This window comes from Flavobacterium sp. W21_SRS_FM6, from assembly GCF_052119645.1.
Taxonomy (GTDB): Bacteria; Pseudomonadota; Gammaproteobacteria; order Enterobacterales; family Alteromonadaceae; genus Paraglaciecola.
In genome coordinates, this window is the sequence record NZ_JBGQOM010000007.1 from 151,944 (window position 1) to 165,471 (window position 13,528).

The following is a 13,528-nucleotide window of genomic DNA, read 5'->3' on the forward strand; positions in this document are numbered from 1 at the left end:
GTTCGTGAAGTATTTAAAACCCATCATTATCAGTATCACCGTGTTGTCTCTGCTAGGCCTCGGCCTTGTTGCCGGCACGTATTTCTACATTAAAGCCGATCTGCCTAGTATAGAAGTATTAAAGGATGTGCGCCTACAAACTCCTATGCGTATTTATACCCAAGACGGGAAGCTGATTTCTCAGTATGGCGTCAAAAGGCGTATCCCGCTTGTTTTGTCAGAAGTGCCACCACAACTCATTCACGCAGTGATCGCCACAGAAGACAGTCGCTTTTATCAACATCCCGGTATAGATCCTATCGGCATGATGCGCGCATTGGTTAATTTAGTTTTAACTGGTGAAAAAGGCCAAGGTGGCAGTACCTTAACCATGCAGCTGGCTCGAGACTTTTTTCTTACGAGAGATAAAACTTATATTCGTAAAATAAGAGAAATAATCATTGCTTGGCACATGGAACAGTTATTGAGTAAAGACGAGATTCTAGAGTTGTATCTCAACAAAGTTGAACTAGGGCATCGAGCTTTTGGCTTTGGTGCAGCCGCTCAGGTGTATTATGGGAAAACGGTAAATGAATTGAACTTAGCGCAGATAGCGACCATTGCTGGTTTACCTCAAGCACCTTCGGTGCTCAATCCAATTAGTCGTCCCGACAGAGCTATTGTACGCCGCCGTATCGTATTAATGCGTATGCTTGATGAAGGCTATATCAGCCAAGCTGAGTTTGAGAGCGCTAACAATGCGCCGATAACTGCTAAAAAACACGGTGCTGAAATTGAGTTAGATGCCCCTTACTTAGCCGACCAAATTTACAACGAAATGATTGCATTATACGGCAAAGATGAAGCGGAAACAGGCGGATACCAGGTATATGCTACTGTGCCATCAGATTTACAGATAGCCGCACAAAAGGCGTTGCGTCGTAATTTACATGATTATGATGAGCGTCATGGTTACCGTGGTCCGCTACAACAACTTTGGGTGAGCGGCACTGAAACATCGCTTAAAAGTGAGGTGAAAGCAGCAAATGAGCACAGCAATGCATGGTCTGAGCAGCAGATGTTGGAGTTACTGAATAATTATCCTACTTACGAAACATTGCATGCTGCAATTGTGACCAAAGTGAATGCTCAAGACATCACTGTGTTTGATAAAAATGGCCAATACCGCACCATTGATTGGGAAGGCTTGGACTGGGCAAGGCCTTTTATTAATGATAACAAACAAGGGCCAGACCCCAAGTTAGCCAGTGATATTGTGCAAGCTGGTGCCTTAATTTTAATTCGTCAGCGTGAAGACGACGCTCATTGGCAAATCGCGCAATATCCTCAGGCCAGTAGCGCAATTGTTGCATTAAATCCACACAACGGTGCAGTCCAGTCAGTGGTAGGTGGCTACAGTTTTTACCAAAGTCAGTTTAACCGCGCTACGCAAGCTAAACGTCAAGTAGGCTCGAATATCAAACCCTTCATCTATTCGGCAGCATTGGATCATGGCTACACCTTAGCCAGTATTATTAATGATGCGCCAATTACCCAATGGGAAGCAGGTACCGGCACTGCTTGGCGCCCGGAGAACTCTCCCGCAGAGTATGATGGGCCTATTCGTTTACGTGTTGCGCTAACTAAGTCTAAAAACGTCGTGTCGGTGCGCCTAGTACGCGCCTTAGGTTTAGATACCGTAAGACGGCATTTAACACGTTTTGGTTTTAGCTTGGGCGATATACCTAATGATGAAACAGTCTCTTTGGGCTCAGGCTCACATACTCCTTTAGAAATAGTGACGGCGATGGCCACAATTGCTAATGGCGGATTTTTGATTCAGCCCTATTTTATTCAACGCATTGAAGATGACTACGGTAAAAAGTTATGGGAAGCCAATCCTGCTTATGCCTGTGATCCTTGCGAGATTGCAGCTGTTAAAGAAGAGCGAGACCTATCACAATCGTTAAGCGATGCCGATATAGAAGCCTTACTTGCCGCCGAATTAAGTGGCAAAACCAACAACAGTCCTAAGGATCTTCCACCGAAGCGTCAAGCGCCGCGGGTTATCAGTGCAGAAAATGCCTATTTAGTGGCAGAGATGATGCGCTCAGCGGTGCAGATTAATGGAAGTTGGGATAATCGTGGTACTGGTTGGCGTACAGCTTTACTCCTAAGGCGGGACGATTTAGCAGGAAAAACCGGTACTACAAATGATGTTCGCGATACCTGGTTTAGTGGTTTTACTCCTGACCTTGTGGCCACCACCTGGGTTGGTTTTGATGACAGCAATAGACGTTTAGGCCGGGCCAGTCGTAATCAAAATTTGGTGAATAAAAACCCGCAAAAATTTAACTATATTGGTAATGCGATGGCAGAAACGGAATCCGGCGCTGTGGCTGCCCAACCTGCGTGGATACGCTTTATGCAGATTGCATTAAATGGTGTTACTGAACATCAGTTACCCATGCCAACTGACCTGGTTACCGTTCGAATCGATAAAAATAGCGGCAAGCTAACTAATCGTACAGATAAAACCTCTATGTTTGAGTATTTTGTAGAAGGGTCACAGCCCCAGATCTTTGTGACTGAAAGTGAGATAATTGAATCTAAAAATAGTGAGCAAAACAGCAAAGCTGAAGAAGAAATATTTTAATTTTACTTAATAATCAAGAAGGTCGGATCATTATCCGGCCTCGCACAGTTTACAATGGACGATTAATTGATGTCAGCATCAAATAGATTGTGCAAAAGTATTCATAAACGACAGATGAATACCATAATTAGTCGAACTAAAAAGACCTAACAGGACAAATAAATGACAGATAAAGCAGAATCAAATGCTTTGTATATTCCCCATGCAGGCCCCGCTTTACTAGAGACACCGCTGTTAAATAAGGGCAGTGCTTTTAGTGCCACTGAACGTGTTGCTTTTAATTTAACAGGCTTATTACCCCCTCGTTACGAGACCATTGATGAACAGGTAGAACGAGCCTACATGCAATACTCAAGCTTCGAGGAGCCTATTAATAAGCATATCTACCTTCGAGCAATTCAAGACAACAACGAAACACTTTTTTACCGCTTAATTAAACAGCATATTGATGAAATGATGCCCATCATCTATACCCCAACAGTAGGTGATGCCTGTGAGCAGTTTTCTGATATTTATCGCAGTTCACGTGGATTATTTATCTCGTATTCAGAGCGCCATCAAATCGATGACATTCTGCGAAATGCCACTAAACGCAAAGTAAAAGTCATCGTGGTGACTGATGGTGAACGTATACTCGGCCTAGGAGACCAGGGTATTGGCGGTATGGGTATTCCCATCGGTAAATTGTCGCTGTATACCGCTTGTGGCGGTATTAGCCCTGCGTATACCTTGCCTGTGATGTTAGATGTAGGCACAAATAACGAAAAATTACTGGCTGATCCTATGTACATGGGGGCACGACATAAACGAATCGGCCAAGCGGAATACGATGAGTTTATCGAGCTGTTCATCAAAGCGATATATCGCCGCTGGCCCGAGGTTATGTTGCAATTTGAAGATTTTGCGCAGGCCAATGCTATGCCAATTTTAGAGCGGTATCGTCATCAAGTTTGTTGTTTTAATGATGATATTCAAGGCACTGCTTCAGTCACTGTTGGCACTATTTTGGCGGCCTGTAAAACAAAAAACACCACCTTATCACAGCAAAAAGTTGCCTTTGTTGGTGCAGGTTCAGCTGGTTGTGGTATCGCAGAGCAAATAATTAAGCAAATGTGCAGTGAAGGGATCACCGATGCTCAAGCTCGTAGCCAAGTATTCATGGTGGATCGCTTTGGCTTGTTGGTGGAAGGAATGCAAGGTTTACGGGATTTCCAGCAGCGCCTATGTCAAAGCAATGACGCATTAACTGATTGGTCTTACAGTGGTGAATATCCCTCACTCATGGATGTGGTTAATTGTGCTAAGCCTGACATTCTTATTGGCGTATCGGGCCAAGCAGGTTTGTTTACTGAGCAGGTTGTCCGTGGCATGAAGCAACATAACCCTTTGCCAATTATTTTTCCTTTGAGCAATCCATCGAGACAGGTTGAAGCGACGCCTGAGCAAGTGATTGAATGGACCGATGGCGAAGTGATTATCGCGACAGGTAGCCCTTTCAAGCCAGTAGAATACAAGGGTAAACTATTTACTATCGCCCAGTGTAATAACAGCTATATTTTCCCTGGTATCGGTTTGGGTGCCATTGCGGCTAAGGCAAGTTTGATTAGCGACGAAATGTTGATGGCAACGAGTGCAACCCTAGCCGAAGCTTCGCCACTGGCGACGACTGGCAAAGGTGCACTATTGCCGCCTTTACAAGATATTGCTCAGTTAAGTAAGAAAATAGCGTTTGCGGTAGGTAAAGTTGCTATGGCACAAGGTTTAGCCTTAGAAGTCTCTGATGAAATTTTACTTGAGCGTATTGAAAAACATTTTTGGTTACCTCAATACCGACCTTACAAACGAGTCAGTATTTAATCTCACGTCACACTTCAAGTTGAAAGCCGGATGACTCCGGCTTTTTTGTGCTTATTGCACGACCTTTACGGTTTCAATTAATGGTTTTATCGGGCCTGGATTTTCATCTAAGCGATAATCTAACTGGACTAAAATATTGCGTTGTACTTGCGCTTGCCCGCCCACAATTTGTGGTTTGTATTGCCACTTTTGCAAAGCTGCGATTGAGGTTTTACCAAACACATTGTCGGGCTCAGCTTTGATAATCTTAATATTACTGGTACTGCCGTCTTTTTCGATATCAAACTGTAATACCACTGACCCTTCTATTTTTTGTTGGGCAGCTTGTAAGGGGTATTTAGGCTCTATCCTGACAATCGGACTCGCCTCATTGATCTTGCTGGTTTCTATCGCATTACCTTGTTGATTCGCCATGGCGACACCTGCGAGTAGACCGAGACTGGTAATAATAGAAAAAACTAGGCTACTCTTTTTTACTTTTGTTTTATTTTTAATGCGCTCTATACGTAATAACATAGGGTGTTTTGCTCCGTATTGTGAATAAATCGACAGTGTTGGGGTATGGGCTTGGACACAAAGCAACAAGGCTCTGCTGTAAGCCATTTTTTCTTGAGTTGATTTGTTGATTAATACTGTTTCGTCACAGGCAAGTTCTTGGCTTCGGCGGAATGCACCATAGGCCAGCCAAACCAACGGGTTAAACCAAAACACAGCAACAAACAGTAGTGCAATTAAGTTATACAAATTATCGCCACGCTGAAAATGCACCAGTTCATGTTGTAAAATCAGTTGCTGCTGTTGCAGGCTAAATTTAGTGGTGAAATCGGCAGGCAATAGTAAGCGAGCAGGGCGAATACCCGAGATAAGAGGGGAGCGGACGTGCTGTGATTCGAGTACCTTTAAATATTTAGGCAAAGCCACCGGCACTTGTGCTGTTGCAAGTTGGCGTTGTGCTCCTTGATGAATTTGCTTTTGGGCAATACATGCGATACTCAAAACACAGAATACACCAAGCCACCAGACCAGCTTAAAACTAAGCATATTGCCTGCGGTATAATGGGATGTACTTACTTTAACTGCATACTGATATAGCACCGGATTGTCTAAATTGAATAGGTCTTGCGGTAAATTATTGGCCAACAATATAAGTGGAACGAGCCACCATAAAGCGTAAACATGGTTGGCGCTGAGTTTTTTCAAGGCTTTTTTCTCGGCGACTAATAATAACAATAGCGCCAGACTTAACACCAGTTGCTGTGAAATGAGCCAGTTAATCATTGTCTTTTTCCCATTGCTCAATCACGCTCTTTAAATCTTCAATATCTTGGCGAGATAATTTTTCTGTATTGGCAAAACCCGCGACTAAGGGGGCGACTTTTCCTGCGAATAAGCGACTAACAAAGCTGCTACTTTCAGAGCGTACATAATCGGTTTTGTTGATGAGGGGAAAATACAAATAGCTGCGCTGAGGCTTATCAAAGTCGACGGCTTGTTTTTTAACCAAACGGCTCAGTAAGGTTTTTACGGTCTTTTCGTGCCACCTTTTTTGCTGGTTAAGACGAGCAATAATATCGTTAGCAGATGCCGGATACCCTTGCCACAATGCGTTTAATACTTCAAATTCAGTTTTTGTTATTTCAATCATTTTATTGATTACATTTGTAGTCAGTTGATTTAGATTACACTTGTAATCAAAAAGCGCAAGCATTTTTGTGTAATTTTTCCCCAGTTAGCGGAATAACAGGCTGTTGAAGAGTCATACGAAACAAAACTGAGAGGAACTCAGTCAATAATTGGGCTTGCGGAGTAAAATTTTTCATCACTTTAGCCATAAACTCGATATGATAGTGCGAGGTTTAAGAATGATTCTTGTAACACGTGGTGACAGAGCTTGAGCAAATTGATTTGCAAAAATAAACAGCAAGGACAAACCTCCTTAAGTGTATTGACATGGTTGGTAGCCATTATTTTGGGCATTACCCTCACACTATTCTTGATGCGTAATGCGCTGGTAAAAGCGACCATCGAGTATGTGGCGGCTGACCAAGACATCAGCGTTGATTGCATTGCGGTTGATCTAAGCTGGCAATTAGATGTACTGATTACACAGCTATGTATAACTTCGCCCAATTTGTCGCTTGTAATAAATGACGCCGTTTGGAACAGAGCTGATGGGCATATCTCTGTGCAAGCTATGCAAATCAAGCACCACCTCACGGCACAAAACGAGCAGATAACTCCCAGTGACTCTTCCTTCGAGCTAGCCTTAATACCCACTAATCTTCCTTCTGTGCGTATTAAGCATGTGCAACTGACTTCCTCGTTATTAGCTGAGCCTTTGGCTTTTAGCCTTAACCTTGAGAACGCAACTGAACTCACGTTAGCAGGGGATATCAATGCCAAGCTAAGTTTAAAAGATAATCGAGTCAGTGCTCACGTTAATTGGTCTGCATTTGATGTGGTTAATTATGTGCCTGCGGCGAAAGCGTTTGTGCAGCAGTATCCTGATTTACTCAACGACAATTTGCTCAAAGCGTTTACGTTAAGCAGTGACATCGATTTTGACGGTGCCGCTATTCAAAGCACTCACTTAATAGAGTTTACAGAGGCTGTATTACTGAGCAACTGTCACCTTGGTTTGTCTCTGAAAGGAAGCAGTGCATTGACCATAGGCGATATTTTTAAAGCGCATAATATGACTGCCGATTTTAGTGAGCTGAATATTCACGTTGATTTGGCTGACTGCACGAGTCGCCCACAGTTAATGCAAGATTGGCAGGCTGAGCAGTTTGTTATTACTTTACCGCAGCCTATAGATATTCAGCCTACGCAAGTAAACCTGCCGCAAATAATCATAAGCAAAGTGCCAGATAAGGCAGAAAGTGAGTCATGGCTGAGCTTGGAGCTTAAGCAGTTTAACTATATTTTATCTGGTGAAATGACAGCAGATTATCAACTTCAGCTCATCCAAGATTTAGCACAATATATGCAACAAACTGGCAAGATGACTGTGCTAAGTCGTGGAAGTGTGAACTTATCCTTGGCTGACAGCATCGATTTAGCAAGCAGTGGATGGGGGTTAAGTGCAAAGCAAAATCAGCTCACTCTTGAAAACTATCATCACAACAGCCTGTCTATTGCCAGCGCCCAATTAGGCTTTGAGTTGCAGGGCAATCAAGACATGGGTTTAGCGCTGAGCGGGGATTTACAAACGTCCAAGCTGGTGACTAAGGATATGGCACTGAACGAAATTAGCAGTCAATACCATCTTAATATCATGCCCCCTTTAAACTTTACAATGACGCTAGACGGGATTGTAAATAAGGTAAAAAGATCTGAACTTGAAGTGGCAAGCGCCAAAAGCCAAATTCAATTGTCTGGTCAACTCCATCCTGATAAATACAATGCGCTTACCCAAGCGATAAGTGCGCTGAGTTTGACAGGTAAAGCCGCTGTCAATCAGGTGCATGACTCTGCGAATAGTGTTGCCAAAGTAGGAGTTCAATTTAAGGTGCAAGGTGAGTCTCTCTCTGACCTGACATATTCTCTTGAGCATCAGGTAAATGATGTGCAATCTGCCGCGCTTAAAACGTTAAATATCAGCGGTTCTATTCAGGGGCGTATTCAGGATATGCAGCAGCTTACTTTCAATGGCGTGTCGAATATTGCGGCACTTAATGTCAGTATAAATGAAAAACAATTGAAGTTAGCGCCTACGTCTCTTCGCCATAAGGGCTCAAGCGGTCTTAACTTACAAACCACCCTTTCAGTGCATGAGCTCAGTTACGCAGGGCTGCCTATAGGCCATATCAGCCAACAACAAGCTGAGGTAAAGCTTGAATTTGAATCAGTGAAAGTCAGCACTATTCAGGCTCTCATCTCACAAATATTGCCAGACCTTACCCTTGTGCAAGGTAATTTTTCGGGCACGGTTAACAGCTCCCTAGCGCCAGAAAATGGTGTGTTTAGTGTGAACGGTTTGATGAGTATTAATGATGTGGGGGGACATTATGCTAATACCTTATTCAGTGGGGTCGACCTTACCTTACCTGTTAAATTTGATTCAGCGGGACTTCAGTTAGATAAAACTACACTGAAAATTAGTTCGATAAATCCCGGGATACCCGTAGAAAAAATTGAAGGCATTTTAGTTTCAGAGCAAGGCGCGTTTAAATTTGAGAATATTTCGGGTGATATTCTTGGAGGCAGATTCAGCATGAATGAGGTGTGGCTCGATCAACGTGAGCAAGTCTTCGATGTGGTATTGCAAGATCTTGATCTTGAAAAAATGGTAGCTTTACAAAATCAGCCTGGCATTCGAGTGACGGGCAAAATGATGGGCGCAATTCCGATTGCAACTCAAGGGGCTAGCGTGGAAGTCGACAATGGCAGACTTGTTAGTCAATGTGGCGGAAAACTTACCATCAGTAACAATGCAGCGTTCGATACGATCAAGCAGCAGCAAAGCAGCCTAAGTTTTTTAGAAAATTATCAATTTAGTCAATTGAGTAGCAAAGTGACCTTTAAACCAGACGGTTGGTTGTATCTTGATTTGGCTTTTGTTGGCGAAAACCCACAAAAAAAACAAGCAGTGAATTTTAATTATAGTCACCAGGAAAATATGTTTGACCTACTGCGCGCCTTAAGGGTCGCAAACGGGATTCAAGATAAAATTGAAAAAAATATTACTCAAGGAGGTAAACAGTGAAAAAGATGATAGTAGTCCCATTAAGTATGCTCATAGTCGCTTGTACTCACACCGTTCAAGTAGAAACCAAAGAGCCAATTACTATAAATATTAACGTTAAAATTGACCACGAAATCAGGGTCAAAGTTGACAAAGAACTTGATAATGTCTTTAGCGAAGACAGTAACTTATTTTAATACTTAGCCGTGGAGTCGTTTCAATGAAAATAAATTTTTACCGTCAAATTCTACTTATTATCAGTTTATGTTTTAGCAGTTTAACCTTTGCTTTAGAACTAGATGATGCTAAGCAGCAAGGCTTGGTAGGAGAGAAAGATAATGGCTATTTAGGTGTTGTTGTAGCGCAAGCTGACGCGCAAGCCTTAGTCAACGAAGTCAATCAGAAACGCCGAGATATTTATGTAGATCTCGCGGCAAAAAATAATATTACCTTAGAACAGGTAGAAAAACTGGCAGCTCAAAAAGCGTACGCAAAAACGCTGTCTGGCCACTATCTATGGGTGAATGGCTCATGGCAGAAAAAATAAAAGCGAGATATTGGTAACGTTTAAATAAAGCCAAGCAGGCATAAAAATGTCTGTTTGGCTTTTAATACTTCCGCAATACTTCTACATTTAAAAGTAAATCTCAGCTCTGGAGCGAACCTTTGAGATATTTACTTTTTGTTCTGTTCTTTCATTTTTCAAGTCCTACGGCACAAGAGTTAAGAATATACGCTGTAGATGAGCCACCAGCCGCTTACATCAATCAATATGAGCAGCAAGATGGTTACGTGCTGGCGATTGTAAAAGCCATGCAAAAAGAATTGAGTAACACCACACCAATCCTCTTTATTCCTGAAGGGCGGGCGCTCACTATCATGGCACGTGAACCCAACGTGATCTTAATTGGTATTTCTAGAACACCTTCCCGTGAGCATCACTATTTTTGGCTCGCCCAAGTGATGGTCAAAAAATGGCAAGTCTATGCCTTGAGTGGTGTTGCAATGAATATCGACACACTTGACGATCTTAAAGTCTTGGCAAATATCGGTGTGGTGCGAGGTGACGTCAGAGAAGAGTGGTTAATTAATCGTCATTTCAAAAATTTAAACTCTGTGACCTTGCACAAACAAAATATTCAAATGCTTAAGCTAGGGCGAGTAAATGCCATTGTCTATGATGAGCAAGGCTTACGATTCCATGCAAATACGTTAGGATTTAGGCTGGGGGATTTCACACCTGTTTACACGGTTAATATGGCTCCGGTATATATTGTGATGTCAAAATATTCTAATCCAACCTTGGTGAAAAACTGGCAACAAGCCTTTAAAACGATTTCTAAAAATGGTGAACTGCAAAATATTTCAGAGCAGTGGCAAACTAAGTTGGCTCAAAAATACAATATGACCAGTGAAATACGTAACAACATCCTTGTTTTTTGACTTGTCCTTTTGCGTTAAATCTAAACCTTGAACCGCCCTACATTATTATTTAAACCATGAGCAAGCTTCGAAATATTGGACGCAACAGAATTTGTTTGTTTAACCACATCGTTACTTTTTTCTGATAAACCATTTAACAAACCAATCGTGCGGTTGATGTCATCCACCACCTCACTTTGTTCCTCGGTAGCTGTTGCTATCTGGAAAATAATGCCGGTTGTTGTAGTGACTGAGACCGTTACTATTTCTAAGGCGTCATGCAGCTTTTGCGACATGTCTACCACGCCCTCTACTTGAGATGCGCCACTGGTAATGGCAGTCACCGCTTCTTCTACGCCTTTTTCTAAACCAGCAATCATTTTTTGAATGTCTTCGGTTGATTTTTGTGTGCGGCTTGCCAAGGTACGTACTTCATCTGCCACTACCGCAAAACCTCGGCCCTGTTCGCCGGCTCTAGCAGCCTCAATTGCAGCATTCAGTGCAAGCAAATTAGTTTGGTCAGCAATAGAGCGAATAACATCTAACACCTTAACAATTTGATTTGATTCAGTGGCAAGTTTAGCAATAACTTCTTTAGCATGAGAGATTGCCTTAGATAGCTGCGTGATAGTCGCTACCGATTCATCCACCACTTTTGTTGATGCAATCGTATTTTGTTTCACGGCTTCTGTTTCAGTTTGTGCCGTTTGTGAACTTCGGGCTATTTCGTGGATTGCTTGACCCATCTGATTAAGGGCGTCTGAAATCTGATGCAAGTTAATTGATTGCTCTTGCGATATCGATTGATTTTGTTTAGCTGAACTATCTAAGTCTTTAACGGTTTGATTGAGGGTTACAGCATCATCTTTGACATCAACAATTAAGGCTTGTAGCTTAGACATCATTCCGTTAAATGTGCCCGCTAACGTAGCCAATTCATCTTTACCTTTTGCGTCTAGACGTGAGCGCAAATCCCCTTCACCTTCACTGATGGTTTTAATCACGTTATTCAGTTCACTTACACGTGTTGTAACCAATCTCGGACCAATAACCACACTGGTTACACATACAATCAATGATATTAAAATAAGAAGGTTGAGGATTATTTGCTGATTTGAACTTGCCTGTTTGGCCTCTTCAGTGATTAGATCAGCGACTTCTTTGGCTTTGCTCCCCATCACATCGTAGTTTTCTCTGAGTCGCTCAAAATCCGCCATCACTTCATTACTAAGCTTGTTTGACGCTTCTTTAAGCTGCCCCTGATCAGCCAAAGTAAACACACTTTTTGCTGATGTTAGCCAACGGTTGTAATCACTTTCAAACGAGGTAATTGATTGTTCTATCTGCGGGTAGTCCTTTAACAAGCTTCTGGTTTTATTCATCCGATCTAAAGCTTGTTTCGCATTGTCATTAAAATCTTGCAAATCATCAGCGGTGTCAATTTGCCCATGATTTTTCTTCATCAAATAGTTTTGACTGGCGGTTAAGGCTTGATAAAGATCTCTGTCTGCGTTTAACGCTGCTTCAATAGAATTAAGAAAGGTACCAGAAAGTCGCTCCGTATTTTGCGTTAAATTGCTGTTTGACCACAGGCTCAAACCACTGATAAGCACTAGCATAAACGTAATGGCTAACAAGGGTATAGCAAACTTATAGCGGATGGATAAATCGTTGATATTCACGGATACAGCCCCTTACATCGGTATAATTGGTAAATTTTATAATCTTGCCAGTGTGATATTTAGCAAAAGTAGCATTGTCCAAGTCCCTTCGTTGTGTCCTCGTTACTGCGAATTGAGCGTATTCTAAATGATGCAAAATACGATCAAGTTGAATATCTTTGTATCGGCAACGAAGTGTTTTTCAACACTTGGTATATGTTAATAATTCAAAAATTGCAACGAACATAAAAGCTAAAAACACAATAAACAGACTTTATTGAGAGCTTTATTTCTGTTGCTAGCGTCACTTGATTTATTGTACTAAGCTGCAAATTCTTTTGGTAATTCTGTGAGTAGAGGTAGTGTAATGAGCGTAAATAAATTAACTGTAGAGGGTAATACCTGTTGTACTGCAAAGAATATTTCTATGCTTAATATCAACAAACTGGCTCAAATGCTGTTGGGCTTATTTCTAAGTCTGTTTTTCTTTTCTGCTTTAGCTGACAACACTGGGGGCGTTTTTGGACCTGTAGTCAACGACGGCCACCGTTCGTTTGAATATCGTATCGGTATCGACCCTGACAATGCTGCGGGCGAAGTTGGTTTTGCCCATAGGATCCACTACCAGCAAGCCATCAACGGTGATTTTCAGTGGCGCATTTTGGCTCAAGCGCGCAAAACTGCTCGATCAGACAACGATTTTGACTTTATTCAAGGTGAGTTAACGTGGGAGTTGCAAGGTACCGACACCTACAAAACCGGTTTGCGTTTTGATTTACGCTACCGTGATGCTGGACGGGCGGATCAGTTTGGGGTGAACTGGATGCATCAGTTTAAATTACAAGATAATTGGAATGCTCGACTTGTTGCGATGACGAGCGTGCAATTTGGCTCAAATGCAGCTGACGGTGTGGGCCTTGCTACAAGGGGCAGTGTATGGAAGAAATCCAATTACGGGGATATCGGGGTCGAGCTCTACAATAGTTACGGTAGAACCTCTGATATCCAAGATTTTAAAGATCAAAATCACGCTATAGGTCCATTCTTTCAAAGAGCAGTAGGTAAAGAGGGTTGGCAAGTGTTTGCTGGGGTTTTATTTGGTATTACAGATAAAGCAGCAGATACGGATCTGCGTTTCAGGATCAGCAAAAAGTTATAAATTTTAACACATATTATTACCCCGCTAGCCTAGGCAAACCTGCATATTACTTTGTTATGCTTAGGCTAGTTGCGGGGATATTTTACCCATGCGTTTGTCACTTTTTC

At 42.2% G+C, this 13,528-nt stretch carries 10 protein-coding genes; 7 read left to right on the forward strand and 3 right to left on the reverse strand.

Features of this window, described 5'->3' with window-relative positions; all coding sequences use genetic code 11:
- Nucleotides 1–4 precede the first annotated feature (4 nt).
- Both ACEN2L_RS13295 and ACEN2L_RS13300 read left to right on the forward strand, forming a co-directional pair.
- A complete protein-coding gene (locus tag ACEN2L_RS13295) occupies nucleotides 5–2,635 on the forward strand; it encodes a penicillin-binding protein 1A (protein WP_441744341.1) in 2,631 nt (876 codons plus the stop codon).
- A 162-nt stretch (nucleotides 2,636–2,797) separates the two neighbouring features.
- Entirely contained in the window at nucleotides 2,798–4,492 is a 1,695-nt protein-coding gene (locus ACEN2L_RS13300; protein ID WP_306021807.1) for an NAD-dependent malic enzyme, read from the forward strand.
- A gap of 51 nt (nucleotides 4,493–4,543) precedes the next feature.
- Here ACEN2L_RS13300 and ACEN2L_RS13305 read toward each other — a convergent pair whose 3' ends face one another.
- Complete coding sequence (locus ACEN2L_RS13305) at nucleotides 4,544–5,770, reverse strand: M56 family metallopeptidase (RefSeq protein ID WP_441744343.1); 1,227 nt, start codon at nucleotides 5,768–5,770, stop codon at nucleotides 4,544–4,546.
- Nucleotides 5,763–6,137 carry a BlaI/MecI/CopY family transcriptional regulator gene (locus ACEN2L_RS13310; RefSeq protein WP_306021805.1) on the reverse strand — a complete coding sequence of 125 codons (375 nt, stop codon included), beginning with the start codon at nucleotides 6,135–6,137 and terminating at the stop codon, nucleotides 5,763–5,765. Before ACEN2L_RS13310 ends, ACEN2L_RS13305 begins: the two co-directional genes overlap by 8 nt.
- A gap of 246 nt (nucleotides 6,138–6,383) precedes the next feature.
- Here ACEN2L_RS13310 and ACEN2L_RS13315 point away from each other — a divergent pair, with 246 nt between their 5' ends.
- The 4 genes from ACEN2L_RS13315 (at nucleotide 6,384) to ACEN2L_RS13330 (ending at nucleotide 10,622) form a co-directional block, all read left to right on the forward strand.
- On the forward strand, nucleotides 6,384–9,200 hold the full coding sequence (locus tag ACEN2L_RS13315) for an intermembrane phospholipid transport protein YdbH family protein (RefSeq protein ID WP_441744346.1): 2,817 nt from the start codon (nucleotides 6,384–6,386) through the stop codon (nucleotides 9,198–9,200).
- A gap of 5 nt (nucleotides 9,201–9,205) precedes the next feature.
- Nucleotides 9,206–9,376: a YnbE family lipoprotein gene (locus ACEN2L_RS13320; protein ID WP_306021803.1), complete on the forward strand. Its 171-nt coding sequence runs from the start codon at nucleotides 9,206–9,208 to the stop codon at nucleotides 9,374–9,376.
- A gap of 23 nt (nucleotides 9,377–9,399) precedes the next feature.
- Nucleotides 9,400–9,726, forward strand: coding sequence for a YdbL family protein (locus ACEN2L_RS13325; protein ID WP_306021802.1), 327 nt, complete (start codon nucleotides 9,400–9,402; stop codon nucleotides 9,724–9,726).
- A 119-nt stretch (nucleotides 9,727–9,845) separates the two neighbouring features.
- Nucleotides 9,846–10,622, forward strand: a complete 777-nt coding sequence (locus ACEN2L_RS13330; RefSeq protein WP_441744348.1) for a substrate-binding periplasmic protein — start codon at nucleotides 9,846–9,848, stop codon at nucleotides 10,620–10,622.
- A 20-nt stretch (nucleotides 10,623–10,642) separates the two neighbouring features.
- Here the strand turns inward: ACEN2L_RS13330 and ACEN2L_RS13335 are convergent, their stop codons facing one another.
- Nucleotides 10,643–12,283 (reverse strand): methyl-accepting chemotaxis protein, encoded by a 1,641-nt coding sequence (locus tag ACEN2L_RS13335; RefSeq protein WP_441744350.1) that lies wholly within the window; start codon nucleotides 12,281–12,283, stop codon nucleotides 10,643–10,645.
- A 346-nt stretch (nucleotides 12,284–12,629) separates the two neighbouring features.
- Here ACEN2L_RS13335 and ACEN2L_RS13340 point away from each other — a divergent pair, with 346 nt between their 5' ends.
- Nucleotides 12,630–13,421 (forward strand): hypothetical protein, encoded by a 792-nt coding sequence (locus ACEN2L_RS13340; RefSeq protein ID WP_306021799.1) that lies wholly within the window; start codon nucleotides 12,630–12,632, stop codon nucleotides 13,419–13,421.
- Nucleotides 13,422–13,528: the final 107 nt, after the last annotated feature.